This is a genomic window from Taibaiella sp. KBW10, from assembly GCF_003852495.1.
In the GTDB taxonomy this organism is placed as follows: domain Bacteria; phylum Bacteroidota; class Bacteroidia; order Chitinophagales; family Chitinophagaceae; genus Edaphocola.
Genome location: NZ_QAJI01000001.1, coordinates 142,343 through 162,599 on the forward strand (window position 1 = coordinate 142,343; position 20,257 = coordinate 162,599).

Sequence of the window (20,257 nt, forward strand, 5' to 3'; positions counted from 1 at the left end):
AGAAGAAGCGTTTTTTTATGTTGCATAATGATCTGTCAAAGTAAACGAAAATTTAACAAATAATATTGCCTCTCCCAAATTGACTTCAGGAGCTAAAAGCAAATATTAAAAATGAGGGAAGGTAAGAATCCTATCTTTTCTTTTGGTACATTCTATTAATGTCATTGCCACAACCACAACCCTTCTTACTGGTACCACAACCGGATAACATGATCATCAAACCGGTGGCAACTAATAAGGCCCATACCATTTTACTCCACTTCATCGACATATACATTTAATAAACGTTCAGATTTTTGTAATCGTAAATATTTCCTTTCCTTTGTATCCTGACAAAAACCGGAACACGACGATTAGCTTATCCAAAATTATAAAATAACCACACAAAAAACAATTTCGTTTTTTAAGCCCTTTCAGATTTGCAACACCCGAAAAGAATATTGGTCGCTCCTTTAGACTGGGGATTAGGACACACCACCAGGTGTTTGCCCCTTATTCATCATCTTGTAGAAAAGGGTTGTGATGTATATCTTGCGGCAGAAGGCGCCTCGGCGGCTATTCTAAAAGCCTACTTCCCCGCACTTCCTGTGCTGCCTTTAAAAGGATATGGTATCCAATACAGCCATAAGCCCGGAAACTTTACCTTTAAGCTCCTGGCGCAGGTACCTAAAATACTCCGACGCATAAAGGAAGAGCACCGGTGGCTTCAAAAACAACAAAAACGCTATCATTTCGATGCGGTGATCTCCGATAACCGTTATGGCCTTTATACTCCTGATTGCCCCTGTGTGATCATGACGCATCAGGTGCAGATCATGAGTGGAAAGGGCGCCTGGGCCGACCGAAAACTATTGCAATGGCATCGGCGTTTACTGGAGCAATTTGAGGATTGCTGGGTAGTTGACACCGAAACCCAAGGCTTATCCGGCCGGCTTGCCCATCCGGAAACCAAGCCTAAGCAAAGTACTTATATCGGTTTGTTATCTCAGTTTATGCTTTTGCCGGCTATTGAAAAAGCGGAAAAACATTGTTTGGTCTTATTGTCAGGCCCTGAGCCGATGCGTACGCAATTAGAAGCGTTGCTTTGGGCACAATGTGTTGCCCTTCCCCAATACAAGTTTATTTTTGTGGCAGGAAAGCCCGGTGGCACTGCAAGAGAGACCGTTCCGCCACATATCCATTACCACCCCTACCTTGGTGGGGTGGCGCTGCATACCTCAATGGCAGAAGCAGCTCTTGTGGTATGCAGAAGCGGCTACTCCAGTCTTATGGATCTGGCCTTTTTACAGAAAAAAGCCATCCTTATTCCCACCCCCGGACAAACGGAACAGGAATACCTGGCCGGGCATTTGCATGCTTCGGGAAACTATTACAGCGAGCCGCAAGCCACCATAGAGTTAGGGAAAGTGCTCCCTCTTTTATGGCATCAACCCTACGATGTACAAGGCGCAGCAGACAATATGCCGGCTTTCCGCGAGGTGATTGATCGATGGCTGGATCGATAAATATTATATTTCATTTATTTAGGGTTGTTAAAATCATTACGCTTTCTTAATTTTACACGCGAAATAAAAATCAGTTTTGATTTTCTTCGTTATTAATACATTATTCTGCAATACAGCAATATTATGATAGACATTAAAGTGCCCCCTGTTGGCGAATCAATCAGTGAAGTAACCCTTGTGACCTGGAACAAAAAAGACGGGGAATGGGTAGAGCGTGACGAAGTGATCTGCGAATTAGAATCTGAAAAGGCAACTTTTGAGTTGAATGCAGAGCAAGCGGGTATCTTACACCACGTAGCACAAGAGGGAGACACGATTAATATCGGTGATATTGCGTGTAAAATTGACGAAACGGCCGAACGTCCTGCCGGAGCAGCTGTTGCTCCAGAGGCGGCTCCAAGCCCGGCAGCGGCAGAAGCGCCAAAAGCGGCCGCTACTGTTGCTGAGGCAAAAGCAAGTATTCCAAGCGATGTAAAAGCAACGCCGGTTGCGAAAAGCATGATGGCGGATAAAAATGTAAGTGCCAATGCCGTAAAAGGTACCGGTGCGAATGGCCGTATTTTCAAAAGCGATGTTTTAGCCGCTTTGGAAAACCCGGGACGCCCTGCCGGAAAAGCATTATTTAGCCGTGAAGATAAAGTTCAGAAAATGAGCAATCTTCGCAAAACGGTTTCCCGTCGTTTGGTAGAAGCCAAAAACACTACAGCGATGTTGACCACTTTCAACGAAGTGGATATGACTAACATCATGGGTATTCGTAAACAATATAAGGATAAGTTCAAAGAGGCACATGGTGTAAACCTTGGATTTATGTCTTTCTTTACTAAAGCCTGTACCATTGCCTTATTGGAATGGCCTGCGGTGAATGCTTATATCGACGGTGATACGCTGATCTATCATGAATACTGTGATGTATCGATTGCGGTATCTGCCCCTAAAGGCCTGGTGGTACCGGTAATCCGTAATGCGGAAAGCCTGAGCATGGCTGAGATCGAAGCGAAAGTGGGTGAATTGGCGGGTAAAGCAAGAGATAATAAATTAACGATCGAAGAGATGACGGGTGGTACCTTTACCATCACCAATGGTGGTGTATTCGGCTCGTTGATGTCTACTCCGATTATCAATATTCCACAGTCTGCTATTTTGGGTATGCACAAAATCCAGGATCGTCCTATGGCGATCAATGGTAAAGTAGAGATTCGTCCAATGATGTATCTTGCTTTAAGCTATGACCACAGAATTATCGATGGCCGTGAATCAGTTGGATTCCTGGTTAGGGTAAAAGAATTACTGGAAAACCCGGAATTGATGCTGATCGGTAAAAGTCCGACACAAGCTTTATTGGAATTGTAATTCCGATAGCAATAATCATATTAAAGAGAAAAGTGTTGTCCTTAGGGGCAACACTTTTTTTATGAGTCCTAAGATTTTGTTATAAAATCCCGTCTTTAAGTAGACATGCGTTTTAATTGATCTTATCGCACCCTGTACAAAATCCATCAATATCATTCCATATAAAAACTATTAGTATGAAAAAAGTGTATTATCCGGCACTGATCGCCTTAATGCTTGGAGGGATCTCCTGCGATCGTATGGCCCCTAAACGGGATGCCGTTTGGGTACCCACCTACCAAAGCAAAGCAGAGGCCACAGTGATTAAGGCTTTGCCCGCCAAAGCCTTAATCACTGCCGGCAAAATCTATGCCTGGGGCAATTATGTATTTCAACTGGAACCCAATGCGGGCATTCATGTATACCAGATGGAGAACAAGACCCCACAACCTTATAAGTTTATACAGGTATATGGTGCTCAAGAGATATCCATAAAAGATGGCAACCTGTACACCAACAACTATAGCGATATGGTGAGCTTGGACCTGAGCAATTTTGACCAGATTACAGTTAAGGCACGCATCCCAAAAGCCTTTTCTATAGGACAAGACAACCTCCCGCCTGAAAGAGGGTATTTCCAATGTGTCGATACCACTAAAGGTATCGTTACCGGTTGGAAAAAGGAAAGTAATATTGAAGCAACTTGTAAATACTAAACCTCATGAAAAAAATATTATACTATACGGCACTAGCCTTTTGTGCCATACTGCTGCTGAGCCTGCAGGCTTGCGAAAAAAGCAATCTCAATACCGGCAATTCGGGCACGGGAACCGGTGGCTCTTTAGCACGGTTTACCATCTCTGGCAATTACCTGTATATCGTAGATCATACTTCACTGAAAACATACAACATCACCAATCCAAATAATCCGGTACGCTCCTCAACCCAATATTTAAATAATGATATTGAGACGATTTATCCTTATCGGGATAAACTGTTTATTGGTTCTCAAAGTGCGATGTATATCTACAGCCTAAGCAATCCGGCAATACCGGTTTTTGAGAGCAATGTTTCTCATGTGCGCGCCTGCGATCCGGTAGTGGCCAAAGATAATTATGCTTATGTAACCGTGCGCTCGGGCAGCACCTGTGGCGGTGTCGTAAATGCCTTGATGGTATATGAGGTGGGTAATAATATGGAGCAGCCCATATTGCATAAAACGATAGACCTTGAGCAGCCTTATGGATTAGGTATTTCTCACAACACCTTATATGTCTGTGATGCAAACAAAGGTTTAAAAATATTTGATATCAGCAGTCCTCAAGCGACGAATAGTATAGGGGTAAAAACAGGTTATAAATTTTATGACTGTATCCCTTATAATGATGTATTGGTTTGTATGGTAGAAGGAGGTATGGTGGTTTATGACATTACTAACCCCAGAGATCCGGTATTTGTGGCGAAGACCTTTTAAAGATGCCATATTTTTGTGATTAACGGCCTGTCAGTACCCATTCTGACGGCCGTTTCTTCTTTAAAATGATATTCCGTAAATTGCAGTCCTATTTTAACGACATACATTATCTCTAAAGCGTCTATATACAACTATGCTACCCATTGATCACATTTTCCCGGCCTTGTCCGAACCCAAAAAGATATTTATCACCACACATCAGAAACCGGATGCCGATGCTTTAGGTTCTACGCTAGGCCTCTATCATTATCTGCTTCAGAAAGGGCATACGCCTACCGTTGTGATTCCTAATGAGCTGCCTGATTTCCTGCACTGGATGCCTGCAATTGATACGGTATTGAATTACGACTCGGAATCTAAGCTTTGTGAGCAGGTATTGGCGGAGAGTGATCTTATCTTTTGCCTGGACTTCAACCACCTGAGCCGCATCAAAGGCCTGGAACAACCTCTGAGGAATGCGACACAGCCCAGAATATTGATCGATCACCACTTACAGCCCGAAGCCGATGTTTTTTACTGCGGCACCAGCAATCCGGATAAAAGCAGTGCCAGTGAAATGGTGTATGATTTTATCCTGCAATGTGGCGATGCGGAACTTATTAATGATGCCATTGCGCAGTGCCTGTACACAGGTGCGATGACCGACACGGGCTCCTTCCGTTTTCCGGCGACAACCGGAAGCGTTCATGAAATGATTGCTTTTTTCAAAAACCGGGGTTTAGAACATAGCATTATCCACCAATATGTATATGATAGCTGGAGTGCCAATCGCATGAAGTTTTTGGGATTTGCCCTGTATGAAAAAATGGATATTGCCGCATCGGGAAAATATGGTATTATTGCGTTATCGACTAAAGATATGGAACCGTTTCATCTGACTTCGGGCGATACAGAGGGACTGGTCAACTATCCTTTGAGTATTGCGGGTGTACAGGTAGCAGTGCTGATCACGGAAAAAAGCGGGGAAATAAAAATGTCGTTCAGAAGTAAAGGAAACATAGATGTTAGTACATTTGCAAGGACTTATTTCAACGGTGGGGGACATTTTAATGCCGCAGGTGGCAAATCTGATACCGGTTTTGAGGCTACAGTTGCAAAAGTAAAATCACTTATAGATAACATTATACCATAACCAATTAATTATTATAAATTCATATCATGAAATTAAACACATTGATCTTAGGCAGCACCATGTTATTAGGGACTGCAATGTCTTGTAAAGGACAATCTTATGAAAAAACAATAAGTGGCCTGGAGTATCGTTATGAGCACAAAGGAACGGGTACTTATGTGAGTAAACCCGGAGATCTGGCGAAAATGCATATTGTATACAAATTAAGTGACAGTACATTCTTCGATTCACATAAAATGAATAATGATCAACCGGTAGATCAGCCTTTACAGAAACCTTCCTTCCCGGGAGATGTTTTTGAAGGTCTGTTGATGATGAAAGATGGTGATAAAATGACCTTCAGAATGCCGGTAAAACAATATTTCGAATCGGTAAAACAACCGATGCCGGAATGGGTTAAGGGTGATGGATATGCTTCATGGAATGTAGAAATGCTTTCTGTTAAAAGCAAAGAAGTGATTGATAAGGAAAATGCAGCGAAAGCAGCCAAGCAAAATGGTATTGACGAAGCGGTAATCGTTAAATATTTGAAAGATAATAAAATCGCGATTAAAGCATTACCGAAAACAGCCGTAACTGCTAATCCAAAAGTAGCGTATAAAGATGCTTCTGGCATTTATTATATCGTACAAAAAACAGGTACCGGTGCGGTTATCGGAAACGGTAAAAAAGCATCTGTAAACTATACCGGAAAATTAATGGATGGTGTTGTATTTGACTCTAATGAAGATGCACAATTCAACCACATGCAACCGATCGAGTTTACTGTAGGCCAAGGACAAATGATTAAAGGATGGGATATTATCGTGGCTAAAATGAAAATAGGCGATAAACTGACGACGATCCTTCCTTCTTCTTTAGCTTATGGAGAGCGTGCCATGCCGGGTAGCCCCATTAAAGAAAACAGCGTTTTGATTTTTGACATGAGCTTATTGAAAGCAGAATAAACCTCAATTTAAAAGACTATAGATAACAGATGTGGCGCGNNCGCGCCACATCTGTTATCTATATAGATTCCTTTTCTAAGTATAACCGCTATGGTTTTACAATAGCATGAAAAATCAAAAGGCGACTGTGTATTCCGCCATCCGACTTGCCTGAATAAAATCCCCTGTTAAGTCCTTCCGTTTTAATTCAGCTTACTGTCATAGGCGCTAAAATGATCAATTCTGGGTAATGGTTTTACTACGATTTTTGTTATGATCCTTTTTACAATTTTTTCCGAGCCCAATGCCTTTACCGTTTCGGTTTTTTTTCCTGTCAAAAGATTAAATTCTGTCTCCGTAGTCAGATTGTCACCATCCCAGACGACCTTTGATATACTTTGCAATTCAAAGGTTTGCTTATTGAATTTAAACTTATGTATAAAGTGATTTTCTTTTATCGTTGAGATCATATTTAAGCAACCTTTCTCAATCTCAAAATCGGGTATTTGATTGCCGCAATACTGTCCATTCGGGTATTGTGGTTCTATTAATTTTTCTGTAGATACCTTCAGTACATATTTCCCATTTGGTTGTAAGAAAAATATTTGCAGTCTCAACGGTTGCGATTTATTAATCGTATCCATGGTTACGACAACTTTATCGATCAAACCGTCTTTATTCAAGTCACCGTTTTCGGTTCTAATAACAACATTGAAATTATCCTTTATTTTTTGTGCATAAACGGTAAGTTGTGTAAACACAAAAATTATTAAAAGTATTTTTTTCATTTTTGGTTGATTTTTTTGCGTTTTCCCAAACCGGCGGCTAATGATTGAAGAGACCAATCAGGGTATACGGTGTTTAATAATCGCTTAGATTCCATAAGGTAACTGCACCTTGCTGCTAAAAGAAATCACTATCTTTATTCCCTGCTATTTGTTTTCATAATCAGAAAAAAATTATGCTCCTCATTGCCTTAAAATAAGAGCAATAAATTTGATCATCACAAAAACAGTACAAAAGATAAGCAAGATATGAAAAAATACCTGATAGCTCTTTTCGCCCTGCTCGCAAGCCTTTTGAGTTTTGCACAGGTTGACAAGCACTCGGAACTGTATAAGACAATCCTGAGACAGGACAGCCTTCTCTTTATGGTAGGTTTCAACACCTGCGACCCCAGCCAATATGAACAGCTATTGAGCGAAAAATTCACCTTTTTTCATGATAAAGATGGCATTTCTAACAAAAAGGATTTTATTCATAATTTTAAAAATGGATTGTGCAAATCACCGGCAACGTACAAGGTAAGAAGAGTGCTGGTGGCTGAAAGCACCGAAATCTACCCTTTGTACAAAAACAATGTTTTGTATGGCGCGATCCAAACTGGTGTCCATAAATTCTATGAAACACTTGCGGCCAAACCAGAGACCTATGTGGGTATCGCCAAATTTACTAATGTATGGCTTTTAGAAAATCAGGTATGGAAGTTAACGAAAAGCCTGAGCTATGACCACCAGGGCGCGCAAGATTCCACACCTCACTCTTCGATGTTTGACAACGATGCCACCATGGAAGCATGGCTCGCCGGACTCAAAATACCCACTTTGGGCATTGGCTTGATCAAAGATGGAAAACTGCAACAGATAAAGGTCTTCGGGGAACTCAAAAAAGGTGTTACCGCACCGTACAATACGATCTTTAATGTGGCTTCCCTCACCAAACCCATCACCGCAATGCTTACCTTAAAATTAGTCAGCCAGGGAAAGTGGGATTTGGATGAACCGCTTGATCATTTTTGGATCGACCCGGATGTCGCAAAAGACCCCAATCATAAACTACTCACCACAAGGCATATCTTAAGCCACCAAACGGGCTTCAGCAATTGGCGCCATAATAACAAAGATGGAAAACTACATTTTGAGTTTACACCCGGTACCAAATTTCAATATTCCGGAGAGGGCTTCGAATATTTACGTAAAGCATTGGAGCATAAATTCCATACCACCCTTGACCAACTAGCAGGCGATCTGATCTTTAAACCTTTAAACATGCAGGATACCCGGTATTTTTGGGATACAAAGACAGACAGTCTGAGGGTTGCACCAGGCTACAACCCCGAAGGGATTGCCTATAAAACAGTCAAAAACAAAACTGCCAATGCAGCAGATGACTTACTGACTACGATTGAAGATTATGGCACTTTTCTATGCAGCGTATTACAGGGCGATGGCTTATCCCCAAAAGTGTTTGAGGAGATGTGTACCCGCCAGGTCGTCTCAAAAAGAGATAAATACTTCGGGCTCGGGTTTGAAATTTATAACATCGGAAAGGGGGACTATGCTTTATCGCACGGGGGTGCGGATGAGGGTTGTCAAACACTCGTGTTCTTACTTCCTAAAACAAAGCAAGGGCTCCTTATTTTTACCAATGTAGATGATGGTTACAAGGTATATGAACCCTTAATCAATCATTATCTGGGAGACTATGGCAAAAAAATAATAGACATTGAAACAAAAATAAAAACTGAGGCCGGTAAATAGGATTAATCTATTTTAATCCCATCAATATTTTATAAAAACACAAAAGCAGCATCAATAACCGTATGTATAAAACCACACGACTCATCCTTCTAATAATATTCGGATTATTCAGCAAGGCCTTTGGACAAAAAAGCGAATTAATCATCATCGGGAATGTACATAAGCCCATGGCGCATTATAATGCAGATAGTCTTTATGCCATACTGGAGGCCTTAAAGCCCGACATTATATTATTAGAAATAGACAGCAGTTACTTTGCAGGTAACCGTGCATTTAAACATCCCGGTACCGAAAATGAACAAATGGCTACTACTCAATTCTTATCACACCACCCTCAGGTACACATTGGCCCATTTGAATTTGAAGGCAGGAATGAATACAGAAGAGCACAGGGCATTAAGCAATCGGAAGCACCGGCAATGCATTTATTAGATAGTTTATTTGAAACAAAGCAATTGACTAAAAAACAAAGGCAGATCATTACCACATACCGAAAACTATCCGATTCTTTAAATTCCTTTGGATTTAAAAGCGCCTATTTTTTCAACAATACGCAGACCGATCGCATTGCTGAAAGGAGGCAATACTACCAACATGTCAAAGTCAGACAAGTCATCAACCAAAGAACCGAATTTGCAAGCCGGTTTGTAAACACTTCAGCCGGTGTATCCATTAGCTTAGCAGAAGGCTATAACCGTTTTTGTGATTTCTGGGACTTACGCAACCAAACGATGGCCCAAAACATTATACAGGTCATGGACCAGAACCCAAATAAAAAAGTTATCGTGTTGACGGGTTATTACCACAGATATTATCTGCTGGATCAGATCAAAAAACGAAAGCAAAACAGGCATTTTTCCCTTAAAGAATTTTACGAAAAATAAAACATATGAAATTAGGAGCATTTTCAGTAAGTCTTAGTGTCAAAGACCTCAGCACTTCAAAACAATTTTACGAAAACCTCGGCTTTAGCGCATTTGCCGGTAGTATGGCGCAGCATTACCTGATTATGAAAAATGATCAGGCGCTTATTGGTCTTTTCCAGGGTATGTTTGAACATAACATTCTAACCTTTAATCCGGGATGGGATGAAAATGCCCAGAACCTTGCCGAGTTTGAGGATATCAGGAGCCTTCAGCAACAGCTTAAAAGTAAGGGCATCAGTGTCCCCAATGAAGTGGATGAGCAAGGTTCCGGGCCGGCAGGCTTTATGATAACGGATCCGGACGGAAACATCATTCTGCTGGACCAACATCGTTAAATGTATATTACCGGCTTAAGGATTTTGCAAGACAGGTATAAATTTGATACCGGCTTGTAGCATTTTACACCCTTTTCTTTCAAACTATGAGGAATAAATATTTATTTTCCCTACTCCTGATGTGTTCCATCTGCTTCAAGATGCAGGCCCAGCAAGAGGGGTATTGTAGCGACAACCCCAATAGGGACTGGTGGAATGTAGTGCATTATGACCTTAAACTAAACCTGCCCGCAGATACTAATTATATTTCCGGAACAGTCACTATACGGGCAAAAGCGATGAAGCAAAGTAACGGAATGCTACAGATCGATTTACAAGATCCTTTATCCATACAGTCGATTGCGATCAATGGCACGGCACATAAGGATTATATAAAAACCGGCAAATCGTACCAGATCACGCTCTCTGATTCCTTCGCCCCCGGCGATACGCTGAGTATCTTAGTAAACTACAGCGGAAGCCCACAGATTGCCAAAAAAGCACCCTGGGATGGAGGCCTTATCCGAACCACAGACCAAGGCCATAAACCCTGGATCGCGGTCGCCTGCCAGGGTGACGGTGCCAGTATCTGGTTTCCCTGCAAAGATTTCCCGGGCGACGAACCGGAACTGGGCGTCGATATGCATTATACTACAGATAAGGATTTAAGTGCTTTAGGTAATGGCCGGCTAATCAGCAAAACCATGGTACAGCCCGGCATGCAGGAATGGCACTGGCGCGTTAGCAACCCTATTAATTTATATGATATAACCTTTTACATTGGTGACTATATACACTGGAAAGACACGCTTAAAGGCTTGGAAGGCTCGTTGGATATAGATTATTTTGTCTTAAACGGAAATGAGGCGAAAGCCCGGAAACAGTTTTCGGTGGTCAAACCGATGTTGCATGCCTTTGAGCATTGGATGGGACCCTATCCTTTTTATAAAGACGGCTATAAACTAATTGAGGCACCCTATTTGGGCATGGAGCATCAGAGTGCCGTGGCTTACGGCAATCAATATAAGATGGGTTACCTCGGTAAGGATAGAAGTAAAACAGGTGTAGGTTTATTGTTTGACTTTATCATTGTGCATGAAAGCGGACATGAATGGTATGGCAATAATATTTCGGCAAACGATGTTGCTTATTCCTGGATTCATGAGGGTTTTACCACTTATACAGAAACTATATTGACAGAGGCGCTTTTTGGCAGAAAGAAAGCTTTTGAATACCAGCGGGGCTGCTGGGCACTCATCAAAAATGACCGCCCGATGGAAGGTAAACCCGGTTTATGCGACGGCGGCAGCGGAGATCATTATGTAAAAGGCAGTGCCATGATCCATATGATCCGCATGATGATGCGCGATGAAAACAAGTTCCAAGCCTTGCTGCGCCAGATGAACCTTAGTTTTCGGCACCAGACGGTGTCGGGAAAGGAGATGGAAACATTTATTGAACAGGAAACAAAAATGGACCTGCGTCATTTCTTTGAGCAGTACCTGAGGCAAACCAGTGTACCCGAATTACAGATTGAAAAAAACAAAACCGGGTTTAGTTACCAATGGCGCAATTGCATTGATGGTTTTGATATGCCGGTACTGGTTTATATCAATAGAAAACCGCAGTGGATCAATCCTTCCACTACGGTACAAGTCTATAAACAAAATAAGATTAAATCGATTGGCGTAAGCCCCGATTTCTATATTACAAAGGATATACGTTAAAACAACAAGTGCTTTACCGTATGCCCGTTATTGATGAGTTGCTTAAGGGATTCAATACCGATTTGTAAATGTAAGTTTACATAAGTCTTGGTCACGGTGGTATCACTTTTTGAGGTCTTAACCCCATCTGGTGTCATGGGTTGGTCTGATACTAATAATAATGCCCCTGTGGGAATCTTATTGGCAAAGCCCGTAGTGAATATTGTTGCGGTTTCCATATCGACCGCCATGGCGCGGATAGACCGCAGGTATTCTTTAAACTTCTCATCATGCTCCCAAACCCTTCTGTTGGTGGTATAACAAGTACCCGTCCAATAATCTTTATGATGATCCCTTATTGTAGTAGAAATTGCTTTTTGTAAGGCAAAGGCGGGTAAGGCAGGCACTTCCGGAGGAAAGTAATCATTGCTGGTTCCTTCGCCCCTGATTGCTGCAATGGGTAAAATCAAATCGCCTACCGCTGTTTTATTTTTCACGCCGCCACATTTACCCAAAAAGAGTACTGCCTTTGGCGCAATGGCCGATAAAAGATCCATGACGGTAGCCGCCGTAGGACTGCCCATACCAAAGTTGATAATGGTTATCCCCTCTGCCGTTGCACAAGACATGGGTTTATCTAAACCTACTACGGGCACCTGGTGCATTTCTGCAAAAAGATCCACATAGTTCTGAAAATTGCATAATAAGATATACTGTCCAAAATTCTCTAAAGCCTCTCCTGTATAGCGAGGCAACCAGTCGTTTACAATTTCGCTTTTCGTTTTCATATGGCAAGATAATTATTTTTTTTAAGAGCTTAAAACACAACCGATTGATTTAATAAAACCTTAAACCTTTCTCCACTTTACAGACAATCCGTTTTTTTTCTCCATCTTTGCCCTCCATGATCACACTTCCTTTTAACGAACCGGGGTTTAATATCAAGTCGGAAGCGGGTAAGCAGCATATATTTGATGTATTCCGGAAAAAATTTGTGGTATTAACACCCGAAGAATGGGTGCGGCAGAATGTATTGGCCGCTTTGGTTGCCAGTGCAGGCTATCCTCAGGGACTGATCTCTGTAGAAAAAATGTTGCTGGTTAACCAGATCAGGAAGCGCTATGATGCTGTTATTTTTGACCACAACCGCAACCCCTGGATGCTCATTGAATTTAAGGCAGCGGTTATTGACCTCAGTGACCAGACCTTAAGCCAAACCTTGAATTATTATAAGATGTTGCAATGTCCGTATTTTATGATCAGTAACGGACAGCAAACGTTTTGTGCAGAAAATAAGAACGGATCAGTGCAATGGCTTGATGCGCTGCCCGTTTATAATTTTTGAATAGGCCTCTGAGTTAATAATCTGCTGTGCTTCCATCAGCATTTTATCACTACGGTTCATGATCTTATAATAGCCCTCATTATTATACAAAATCCTTGCCCAGGTGGCTTTTACATAGTTTTGCAACAGCCGCAATTCAATTGGTTTGAGCTTTACAACAATACGGTATTGCGGTGTTATGGTCGTACATACGCCATCGAGCTGACGCGCAAGGTCACCGGTAAAATCGACGCGCGCATCTAAGTCTTTAAAGGATTGCAGGCTTTTAAAGACCTTGTAATTACTTAAAAAATACTGGTATATAAACTGATCCAACCTGGGATCATTGATAATCTTAGCTAAGATCGGAGAATACGATTCTTCATCTTTAGTCACAGCCACATCGGGTTGAATACCGCCACCGCCATATACTACCCTGTTGTTTTCGCTGGTATAGAATTTAGGGCCTGTTTTCAGTGCCATGCTGTCAAACAAATCTCTGTTGGACTGCTGTTGTTCCCAGAAATACTTATCCCTGCCCTCTTCATAAGAGCGCTGGATGCTTCTGCCTACCGGTGTGTAATAACGGGCTACGGTAATTCTCATTGCGGCGCCATCACCCATCTCAAATTGCTCCTGAACCAGCCCCTTTCCATAGGTATTTCTACCGATAATAACGCCTCTGTCCCAATCCTGAATAGCACCCGCCAGTATCTCGCTTGCCGAGGCACTCGCCTCATCCACCATAACCATTAAACGTCCGGTTTCAAAGATCCCGTTGCGGTAAGCATTATAATTTTCGCGGCCTATTTTAGAGCCGTAAGTATAGACCAGGAGCTTGTTTCCGTTAATAAATTCATCTGCGATCTCCGTAGCTGCTTCCAGATAACCGCCTCCATTTTGCCTTACATCCACGATCAGCTTTTTCATACCACTTTCCTTCAGGTAAGTAATGGATTTCAGGAATTCATCATAAGTATTGGCCGAAAAACGTTTGATTTTGATATAGCCGGTTTCTTTGTCGAGCATATACCCCGCATCAATACTGCCTACCGGCACCTCACCTTTCTGTACTTTCAGGGTAAGGGTTCTTTGTTCAATAGGCCGGAATAAAGTGACATTGACAAAGGCAGCTGCGTTTTTACGCACCTTTTTCACCAATTCTGCTTTCGATACGTTGACCCCGGCCACTAAAGTATCATTTACTTTCAGTAGTAGATCGCCCGTTTCGATACCCGCAAAAAAGGCAGGACTATTCAATGCGATCATAGAAACCATAGGCGTATCGCGCACAATCTGGTATTCCATACCGATACCCTTGAAATTGCCTTCCAGATTGGCATTTACCGATTCAAAATCCTTAGCAGGAATATAGGAAGTATGCGGATCCAGGTGGCTTAAAATACCCGAAATCGCATCGTTATAGAGAGAGTCTGAACTTACAGAGTCCACATATTTTTCATGGATGATGTCAATCATTTCCTCAAGCCGGTCGTTACGATCTAAGATCGTGGCAAAATCGCGTTTATTCCCTAAATATTTATTCAGATAAAAACCAATAACCATCCCTCCGATCAGGACGATAGCAAGTAATAAGGGAATCCATATATTTTTGGTGCGAAGCCTAGGCAACCGGTCAGACATAACTTGAAATGAGTATGCAAAATTAATCGAATATTAATGTAAGTACGCAAAAAATTTCTCTTTTTTTGGCACTAAAGCAATTATGGGACCAAAACGTTAATAGCTTTATGTAAAACATTAATTTCTATGGTCTCCTCACAGGCTAAAGCATCGCCATCTACCTGCATCATACGGTTACCGGGGTTGGTCAGTTTAATCTGCTTGCCGGAATACTGAGTTACATAACGGCTCTGCTGTAAAGCCCCCATAAAGGCCTGCAGGCCGATCATACCACTTAAAATACGCGGATGTTCTTTTATGATGACCACATCCAGAATACCATCATTCAGTTTGGCTTCCGGTGCCACAAAGAAATTGTATCCCAACTGTGTGGCATTGGCCACCGTAATCATAAAGGCCTGCTCCCGGATTTGCTGTCCATCAATTTCGATCAACCATTCTCTTGTTTTAAAACGCCAGATGTATTGATGAATGAGTTTAAGGTAAGTTTTAAAACCCCTTGTTTTATTCCCGGTAAAGGCTTTTGTAATGACCGCATCAAAACCCACACCGGCATTACTGATAAAATAATGGCCATTAGCCACGCCTAAATCCAGTGCATGTACATTCATCTTATTGATGACCTGTAAGGCTTTTTCTAACTTCAACGGAATACCTGCTGCACGGGCCAGGCCATTGCCTGAGCCTTTGGGCAGAATGCCCAATATGGTCTTCGTGCCTTGCAAGCCTGTCACTACATCATTCAGGGAACCATCTCCACCCACAGAAACCACAATATCAGTATTGGCTGCTGCGGCATTCCGGGCAAGCGCTATTCCATGATTGGGGTATTCGGTATAAGCATACGCAACTTCGAACAAAGTTTTATCAAGATGCTTGTCAATAGCATCCTGTATGGCTTTCACCCGGTCTACACCGGCTTTGGGGTTGATGATAAATAGAATGGATTTTTGAGCGGACATGGGCTTAAATTTCTGCTTTCAGGCTGATATCCAGGCTTACGGCATGATGCGTTAAGGCCCCGACAGAGATAAAATCTACGCCTGTGGCGGCATATAGCTCCAGGTTATCATAATTGATCCCGCCGGAAGCTTCCGTTTCCGCAGCGCCATCAATCATTTTTACAGCGGTCACAATATTTTCGGGTGCATAGTTATCCAGCATGATACGGTCTACCCCACCCGTTGCCAATATCTTTTTTACATCTTCAAGCGTACGGGTTTCTACCTCTATTTTCAAATCCAGGTTATGGGCTTTCAGGTAGGCCTGCGTTTGTAAAATGGCTTTTTCGATCCCACCGCAGAAGTCGATATGGTTATCTTTCAACATCACCATATCGTACAGCCCGAAGCGATGGTTTACACCACCACCAAGCACAACGGCCTGTTTTTCCTGCATGCGGAACAAAGGGGTTGTCTTGCGGGTATCCAATATTTTGGTATTATAGTCTTTAATTTTATCTACATAGCGACGCGTCATAGTGGCAATACCGCTCATGCGTTGCATGGTATTCAGCACTAATCTTTCTGCTTTTAAGATCGTGTGTACGCCCGCAGCCACTTCAAAGGCGATATCACCATATTGTATGGCATCTTTATCTTTTAAAAACAACTCGAATTCCGCTTCCGGTTCCAGGAAATGAAAAATATCCTGTGCCCATTGCATTCCGGCCAGGATACCATTTTCCTTTATCTTAAGAATAGCCTTACCCCTGGCTTCTTTCGGGATACTTGCCAGCGTGGAATAATCGCCACTGCGTACATCTTCTTCGAGGGCCAATTGTATGAATTCTGGAGCGGTCATCTGCATCTGTTTTTATTCTAGCAAATATAAGCTTATCCTCTTTGCAGCAAGCAATTCACATAAATTTAAATTTAAGTATTTCGTTAACCCGAAGTCTTGCAAAAAAGGAGTATTATTGCATAGCAAAAACAGGATTACATTGACTTTCGAAAGCGTAAAAAATACCAAAGCACTCTCCTTTACCATAGGTATACACCTATTGTTACTCTTGCTTTTTTTCTTTGTGAAGTATAAGGCGGTAGCCCCACTAGCTGTTCCTACTTTTGATGTGGAACTGACCGCGGCTTTGGGCACTTCCGATAATGGCCTGGGCATTGACCCTCCGGAATTGGTTATGGGTGCACCCGCCCCACCGGCAGCCACGGCAGATGCGGGCGCACAAACAGAAGGGGGCAACACCAATCCGGCCGCCAGCAGCGACCAAACCTTAAACAATGCCGAGACCAATGATGATGTAGCGGCTACCGATCATACTGATGCGGCACCGGTCTTAAGACGCACCGTTACGGTCAATAAAACCCCTAATCCCAACACAACGCCGGCCAATACCAATAGCAGAACGAATACGCAACAAACCCCGGCACAAAGCAGTAACCGAACCAATACAGCTACCGCAAATACGAATTCCCGACAAAATACAGCACCTAAATATTCCTACACGGGCAGCAATGGTCCGGGTGGTAATGGTGCCAGTGAAAATGCTCCGGGGGCCAGTAGTCGTGGTGACGGGACTGGTACGGGCTTAAAAGGACGTCCCGGTGGCGACCCGAATGGCTTAAGCTACAGCGGAGGGGTCAATGGCAGAAGTATCGTTGCCGGACCAGACAAAAGAGCCGAGTTCAGAGAAGGAGGCAAAGTAAGTGTGAAGGTCTGGGTAAACAGAGAAGGTACCATAACCCGTTATAACATCCTGTCGGCAGCCAATGGCACCATTCGTGCTATTGCCGAACAAAAAATAAAAGCAATCCGTTTTAACAAATTAGCAAATGCTCCGGTGGAGCAAAACGGAACTATTATCATCAATTTCAAAGCCGGAACCGGCAAATAACCCACTGTACAATGTACTTTATCAAGCAAGCCATTGAGGAGATCATTATCCCTTATGATGGCACTGTGCCCCTTACTCATTTCCTGAAACAATATTTTAAAGCACATCCCAAATTGGGTTCCCGCGACCGCAGGGCCATTTCCGATGCCGTATATACTTATTACAGGGTAGCCCGATTTTACCCGGCTGCGCAATATACTTTGTGGGATATCATTCAACACGGGCTAAGCTCGGGTAAGTTGCAAAATCCTTTTTTAGAAAAAGCATTGGCGGCGAGCGCCACGCAAACCATAGCGCAGGTAAGCGAAAAACCTTTCGAGGCTTTAGCCTTTTCGGAAGGAATGGATGCCGCTGTATGGCACGCATCTATTGCAACACAGCCCCTGCTTTTTATTCGTATGCGCAAGCATATTCCGGGCATCATCCAACGCTTGCAGGAGCAGGCAATTGTTTTCCAACAATTGGGGAATCAGGCTTTGTCGATTACCAATGGGGCACAGATCGATAAGATCCTCAAACCATCGGACTATGTGGTACAGGACTGGTCTTCACAACGCAGCCTGGATCTGTTCCTGCAAACTGCAGTACCAGATAAACAGAAAGAATTACGCGTTTGGGATACTTGCTCCGGAGCAGGGGGTAAAATACTCTTGCTTAAAGACCTATTGCCCGAAGCCGCTATACTTTCTACCGATATCCGAGAGAGTATCTTGCATAACCTGAAAGAAAGGGCAAGGCTGTATGGCCATAAAAAAATAGCGACAAAGATCGTTGACAGCAGTAGCGCTTTGGAGGTAAGCCAAATGATGGATACCGACTTTGATCTGGTGCTGTGTGACGTACCTTGCTCCGGCAGCGGAACCTGGGCCAGAACACCGGAACAGTTTCATTTCTTTGACCCCAAACGTTTAGCGGACTTTGCAGCCCTGCAATTTAGTATTGCTGACAATGCCTGTACTAAGGTAAAACCGGGCGGTTATTTTTTATATATTACCTGCTCTGTATTTGCAGCAGAAAATGAGGCCGTCGTGACCAAACTATTAGCCCATCATCCAGAGCTATCCCTGATCCAGTCACAATTACGCAACGGTATTGAAGACCGCGCAGACAGTATGTTTGTCGCCTTATTCCGGAAAGCATCGTAATTTCCTGCCGCAACAAGCAAGAAGATGAGAAGCTGTGATAAACCACATATCACAGCTTAAGATGTGGTTTATATTATACCCTAAAGGTATCTGCAGCATGTTCTGAAAGCGAACCCAGTTCAATAAACGTACAATCGGTAATGGTTACGATTTCATGCCAGACATAGGCATCTATTTCAATTTTGCTAGGCACTATGATATCAATGCTGGCTATTTTGGGTTCCTGTATATTTCCATATCTTAAAGTAGCCTGCCCGGAAAGCAATATGAGTATCTCCGGGCTTTTCGTCAGCGAAAGCCCCTTGTGATAATGATTACCGCTGATGGTTCCTGCTTTGCGAAAGATTACCAGGTGCCTACCCATTCGCTCATGAAAATATTCGCAGGTGTATCCACGTTCGTCATTGCCGACGGGATCTAAAGGCGTAATGCGTACCATAGTATTCATTTTAAGAAGCTTCATTTATATCGCTCAACTCGGCATTGCCGTCAAATAGTTTTACGCTGTCTTTGGTAATCGTTATAGCATGCTGCCGGGCGAGTGTGCGTAAACGCCACAACAGAAAAGTATCACCGGTATAGACCTTATGTTTGGCCATAACCTGAGCGAGGAGCTTTGTTATTTTTTGGTTTTGTGCGGTACAGGCTTCCAATAAAGCTTTGTCATAAAAGTCTATCGCTTTGCCTACAATCTTCCTGCCACCTTCATTGATCCTGATCCCCACCTGCTCTTCATGAATCAGGCGCTTCCATTCATCCCCTTCCGTCTCCCATTCTGATGGCGTAATCGGGCGCGCGAGCTTTTTGGCTTTTAATACTTGTCTTTGAGGCAAGGCCGAAATGCTCTCAGGGTAAAATAACTTACCCTCTTCATCTAAAAACGGCAACCCATTAATGTTGATTACATGTAGCTTTCCCATGTGCTTTTTCAGGAAATGCAAGAGCCAGAAATAGGTACAGACATCTGCAGGAATAGGAGACATCCAAAACCAGGCCTGGTCTACTTCTTCATTGGTCAATTGTGTGGATAGCTGCATTAACCGGTCCAGGTCATCAACAACGATTTCTTTTTCCTGGCCACTTACCTCTTGCCAGAATTGCGCCCGTAATTCGGAGAATTTAAGCTCTTCGGAACGTAAGGGTCCAACATTAAAGACATCTTTAATCACCAATACTGTTTCGTCTTGTATTTCCGCCTGATTAAATGCATTGTGCAAGGTTTGTGCGGCAAAATCACCCACTACAATATGTACCAATTTCATAGCTGCAAATTAGTAAATTATTCGCTAGAAGGTCTTCAAAAGAAAGATTATAATTAGCGGTCTTCTGATTACGGTAGCAGAAAAAAATAGCGCTGATGGATAATGTGCATGATTACCGTCTATAAAGCAAAAGAGCACCGGGTTGTATTAATCCGATGCTCTTTGTCTTATATTTT

Annotated in this window: 21 protein-coding genes; 13 read left to right on the forward strand and 8 right to left on the reverse strand. The window is 42.7% G+C overall.

Translation table 11 applies throughout. The features are described 5' to 3' along the window. Positions 1 to 130: 130 nt before the first annotated feature. The gene (locus DBR32_RS15780) at positions 131 to 265 is read right to left on the reverse strand and encodes a hypothetical protein (RefSeq protein WP_255416661.1); all 135 of its coding nucleotides are present in this window, start codon (positions 263 to 265) and stop codon (positions 131 to 133) included. A gap of 154 nt (positions 266 to 419) precedes the next feature. On the opposite strand from DBR32_RS15780, the gene DBR32_RS00615 reads away from it, so the two are divergent. The 6 genes from DBR32_RS00615 to DBR32_RS00640 all read left to right on the forward strand — a co-directional run bounded on the left by DBR32_RS00615 (position 420) and on the right by DBR32_RS00640 (position 6,390). Beyond that, the gene (locus DBR32_RS00615) at positions 420 to 1,505 is read left to right on the forward strand and encodes a glycosyltransferase (RefSeq protein ID WP_124634349.1); all 1,086 of its coding nucleotides are present in this window, start codon (positions 420 to 422) and stop codon (positions 1,503 to 1,505) included. Between the two features lie 123 nt (positions 1,506 to 1,628). Then, positions 1,629 to 2,858 (forward strand): 2-oxoglutarate dehydrogenase complex dihydrolipoyllysine-residue succinyltransferase, encoded by a 1,230-nt coding sequence (gene odhB / locus DBR32_RS00620; protein ID WP_124634350.1) that lies wholly within the window; start codon positions 1,629 to 1,631, stop codon positions 2,856 to 2,858. A 176-nt stretch (positions 2,859 to 3,034) separates the two neighbouring features. Next, complete coding sequence (locus tag DBR32_RS00625) at positions 3,035 to 3,553, forward strand: hypothetical protein (protein WP_124634351.1); 519 nt, start codon at positions 3,035 to 3,037, stop codon at positions 3,551 to 3,553. Between the two features lie 5 nt (positions 3,554 to 3,558). Next, on the forward strand, positions 3,559 to 4,311 hold the full coding sequence (locus DBR32_RS00630) for an LVIVD repeat-containing protein (RefSeq protein WP_124634352.1): 753 nt from the start codon (positions 3,559 to 3,561) through the stop codon (positions 4,309 to 4,311). A 133-nt stretch (positions 4,312 to 4,444) separates the two neighbouring features. Beyond that, positions 4,445 to 5,443, forward strand: coding sequence for a bifunctional oligoribonuclease/PAP phosphatase NrnA (locus DBR32_RS00635; RefSeq protein WP_124634353.1), 999 nt, complete (start codon positions 4,445 to 4,447; stop codon positions 5,441 to 5,443). A 26-nt stretch (positions 5,444 to 5,469) separates the two neighbouring features. Beyond that, entirely contained in the window at positions 5,470 to 6,390 is a 921-nt protein-coding gene (locus DBR32_RS00640) for an FKBP-type peptidyl-prolyl cis-trans isomerase (protein WP_124634354.1), read from the forward strand. Between the two features lie 182 nt (positions 6,391 to 6,572). Here the strand turns inward: DBR32_RS00640 and DBR32_RS00645 are convergent, their stop codons facing one another. Then, entirely contained in the window at positions 6,573 to 7,157 is a 585-nt protein-coding gene (locus DBR32_RS00645; protein ID WP_124634355.1) for a hypothetical protein, read from the reverse strand. 246 nt (positions 7,158 to 7,403) lie between these two features. Between DBR32_RS00645 and DBR32_RS00650 the strand changes: the two genes are divergently transcribed. The 4 genes from DBR32_RS00650 (at position 7,404) to DBR32_RS00665 (ending at position 11,876) form a co-directional block, all read left to right on the forward strand. Beyond that, positions 7,404 to 8,909: a serine hydrolase gene (locus tag DBR32_RS00650; RefSeq protein ID WP_124634356.1), complete on the forward strand. Its 1,506-nt coding sequence runs from the start codon at positions 7,404 to 7,406 to the stop codon at positions 8,907 to 8,909. A 62-nt stretch (positions 8,910 to 8,971) separates the two neighbouring features. Next, on the forward strand, positions 8,972 to 9,793 hold the full coding sequence (locus tag DBR32_RS00655; RefSeq protein ID WP_124634357.1) for a ChaN family lipoprotein: 822 nt from the start codon (positions 8,972 to 8,974) through the stop codon (positions 9,791 to 9,793). A gap of 5 nt (positions 9,794 to 9,798) precedes the next feature. Beyond that, positions 9,799 to 10,170, forward strand: a complete 372-nt coding sequence (locus tag DBR32_RS00660) for a VOC family protein (RefSeq protein WP_124634358.1) — start codon at positions 9,799 to 9,801, stop codon at positions 10,168 to 10,170. A gap of 86 nt (positions 10,171 to 10,256) precedes the next feature. After that, positions 10,257 to 11,876, forward strand: coding sequence for a M1 family metallopeptidase (locus DBR32_RS00665; RefSeq protein ID WP_124634359.1), 1,620 nt, complete (start codon positions 10,257 to 10,259; stop codon positions 11,874 to 11,876). Here the strand turns inward: DBR32_RS00665 and DBR32_RS00670 are convergent. Then, entirely contained in the window at positions 11,873 to 12,643 is a 771-nt protein-coding gene (locus tag DBR32_RS00670) for an AMP nucleosidase (RefSeq protein WP_124634360.1), read from the reverse strand. The two genes, DBR32_RS00665 and DBR32_RS00670, sit on opposite strands and share 4 nt — an antisense overlap. A gap of 116 nt (positions 12,644 to 12,759) precedes the next feature. Between DBR32_RS00670 and DBR32_RS00675 the strand changes: the two genes are divergently transcribed. After that, complete coding sequence (locus DBR32_RS00675) at positions 12,760 to 13,200, forward strand: type I restriction enzyme HsdR N-terminal domain-containing protein (protein WP_124634361.1); 441 nt, start codon at positions 12,760 to 12,762, stop codon at positions 13,198 to 13,200. Here the strand turns inward: DBR32_RS00675 and DBR32_RS00680 are convergent. The 3 genes from DBR32_RS00680 to nadC all read right to left on the reverse strand — a co-directional run bounded on the left by DBR32_RS00680 (position 13,159) and on the right by nadC (position 16,626). Beyond that, positions 13,159 to 14,823, reverse strand: a complete 1,665-nt coding sequence (locus DBR32_RS00680; RefSeq protein ID WP_124634362.1) for a S41 family peptidase — start codon at positions 14,821 to 14,823, stop codon at positions 13,159 to 13,161. The genes DBR32_RS00675 and DBR32_RS00680 overlap by 42 nt on opposite strands. 80 nt (positions 14,824 to 14,903) lie before the next feature. After that, entirely contained in the window at positions 14,904 to 15,785 is an 882-nt protein-coding gene (locus tag DBR32_RS00685; protein ID WP_124634363.1) for a diacylglycerol kinase family protein, read from the reverse strand. 4 nt (positions 15,786 to 15,789) lie between these two features. Continuing rightward, positions 15,790 to 16,626 (reverse strand): carboxylating nicotinate-nucleotide diphosphorylase, encoded by an 837-nt coding sequence (gene nadC, locus DBR32_RS00690; protein ID WP_233559624.1) that lies wholly within the window; start codon positions 16,624 to 16,626, stop codon positions 15,790 to 15,792. Positions 16,627 to 16,765: 139 nt separating this feature from the next. Here nadC and DBR32_RS00695 point away from each other — a divergent pair, with 139 nt between their 5' ends. Together DBR32_RS00695 and DBR32_RS00700 are read left to right on the forward strand one after the other, a co-directional pair. Next, positions 16,766 to 17,674: a hypothetical protein gene (locus DBR32_RS00695; protein ID WP_124634365.1), complete on the forward strand. Its 909-nt coding sequence runs from the start codon at positions 16,766 to 16,768 to the stop codon at positions 17,672 to 17,674. 11 nt (positions 17,675 to 17,685) lie between these two features. Further along, the gene (locus tag DBR32_RS00700; RefSeq protein WP_124634366.1) at positions 17,686 to 18,819 is read left to right on the forward strand and encodes a methyltransferase domain-containing protein; all 1,134 of its coding nucleotides are present in this window, start codon (positions 17,686 to 17,688) and stop codon (positions 18,817 to 18,819) included. A gap of 73 nt (positions 18,820 to 18,892) precedes the next feature. On the opposite strand, the gene DBR32_RS00705 is transcribed toward DBR32_RS00700, so the two are convergent. Together DBR32_RS00705 and DBR32_RS00710 are read right to left on the reverse strand one after the other, a co-directional pair. Beyond that, positions 18,893 to 19,267 carry a hypothetical protein gene (locus DBR32_RS00705; RefSeq protein WP_124634367.1) on the reverse strand — a complete coding sequence of 125 codons (375 nt, stop codon included), beginning with the start codon at positions 19,265 to 19,267 and terminating at the stop codon, positions 18,893 to 18,895. A gap of 1 nt (position 19,268) precedes the next feature. Then, the gene (locus DBR32_RS00710; RefSeq protein ID WP_124634368.1) at positions 19,269 to 20,081 is read right to left on the reverse strand and encodes a DUF3658 domain-containing protein; all 813 of its coding nucleotides are present in this window, start codon (positions 20,079 to 20,081) and stop codon (positions 19,269 to 19,271) included. Between the last annotated feature and the right edge of the window lie 176 nt (positions 20,082 to 20,257).

What these genes read in the sequence shown, in the direction of transcription:
- DBR32_RS00705 (WP_124634367.1), bottom strand. Translation starts at nt 19,267, where the DNA reads ATGAATACTATGGTACGCATTACGCCTTTAGATCCCGTCGGCAATGAC.
- DBR32_RS00630 (WP_124634352.1), top strand. Translation starts at nt 3,559, where the DNA reads ATGAAAAAAATATTATACTATACGGCACTAGCCTTTTGTGCCATACTG.
- DBR32_RS00665 (WP_124634359.1), top strand. Translation starts at nt 10,257, where the DNA reads ATGAGGAATAAATATTTATTTTCCCTACTCCTGATGTGTTCCATCTGC.
- DBR32_RS00650 (WP_124634356.1), top strand. Translation starts at nt 7,404, where the DNA reads ATGAAAAAATACCTGATAGCTCTTTTCGCCCTGCTCGCAAGCCTTTTG.
- DBR32_RS15780 (WP_255416661.1), bottom strand. Translation starts at nt 265, where the DNA reads ATGAAGTGGAGTAAAATGGTATGGGCCTTATTAGTTGCCACCGGTTTG.
- DBR32_RS00660 (WP_124634358.1), top strand. Translation starts at nt 9,799, where the DNA reads ATGAAATTAGGAGCATTTTCAGTAAGTCTTAGTGTCAAAGACCTCAGC.
- nadC (WP_233559624.1), bottom strand. Translation starts at nt 16,626, where the DNA reads ATGACCGCTCCAGAATTCATACAATTGGCCCTCGAAGAAGATGTACGC.
- DBR32_RS00670 (WP_124634360.1), bottom strand. Translation starts at nt 12,643, where the DNA reads ATGAAAACGAAAAGCGAAATTGTAAACGACTGGTTGCCTCGCTATACA.
- DBR32_RS00655 (WP_124634357.1), top strand. Translation starts at nt 8,972, where the DNA reads ATGTATAAAACCACACGACTCATCCTTCTAATAATATTCGGATTATTC.
- DBR32_RS00675 (WP_124634361.1), top strand. Translation starts at nt 12,760, where the DNA reads ATGATCACACTTCCTTTTAACGAACCGGGGTTTAATATCAAGTCGGAA.
- DBR32_RS00640 (WP_124634354.1), top strand. Translation starts at nt 5,470, where the DNA reads ATGAAATTAAACACATTGATCTTAGGCAGCACCATGTTATTAGGGACT.
- odhB (WP_124634350.1), top strand. Translation starts at nt 1,629, where the DNA reads ATGATAGACATTAAAGTGCCCCCTGTTGGCGAATCAATCAGTGAAGTA.
- DBR32_RS00680 (WP_124634362.1), bottom strand. Translation starts at nt 14,823, where the DNA reads ATGTCTGACCGGTTGCCTAGGCTTCGCACCAAAAATATATGGATTCCC.
- DBR32_RS00710 (WP_124634368.1), bottom strand. Translation starts at nt 20,081, where the DNA reads ATGAAATTGGTACATATTGTAGTGGGTGATTTTGCCGCACAAACCTTG.
- DBR32_RS00635 (WP_124634353.1), top strand. Translation starts at nt 4,445, where the DNA reads ATGCTACCCATTGATCACATTTTCCCGGCCTTGTCCGAACCCAAAAAG.
- DBR32_RS00625 (WP_124634351.1), top strand. Translation starts at nt 3,035, where the DNA reads ATGAAAAAAGTGTATTATCCGGCACTGATCGCCTTAATGCTTGGAGGG.
- DBR32_RS00700 (WP_124634366.1), top strand. Translation starts at nt 17,686, where the DNA reads ATGTACTTTATCAAGCAAGCCATTGAGGAGATCATTATCCCTTATGAT.
- DBR32_RS00685 (WP_124634363.1), bottom strand. Translation starts at nt 15,785, where the DNA reads ATGTCCGCTCAAAAATCCATTCTATTTATCATCAACCCCAAAGCCGGT.
- DBR32_RS00645 (WP_124634355.1), bottom strand. Translation starts at nt 7,157, where the DNA reads ATGAAAAAAATACTTTTAATAATTTTTGTGTTTACACAACTTACCGTT.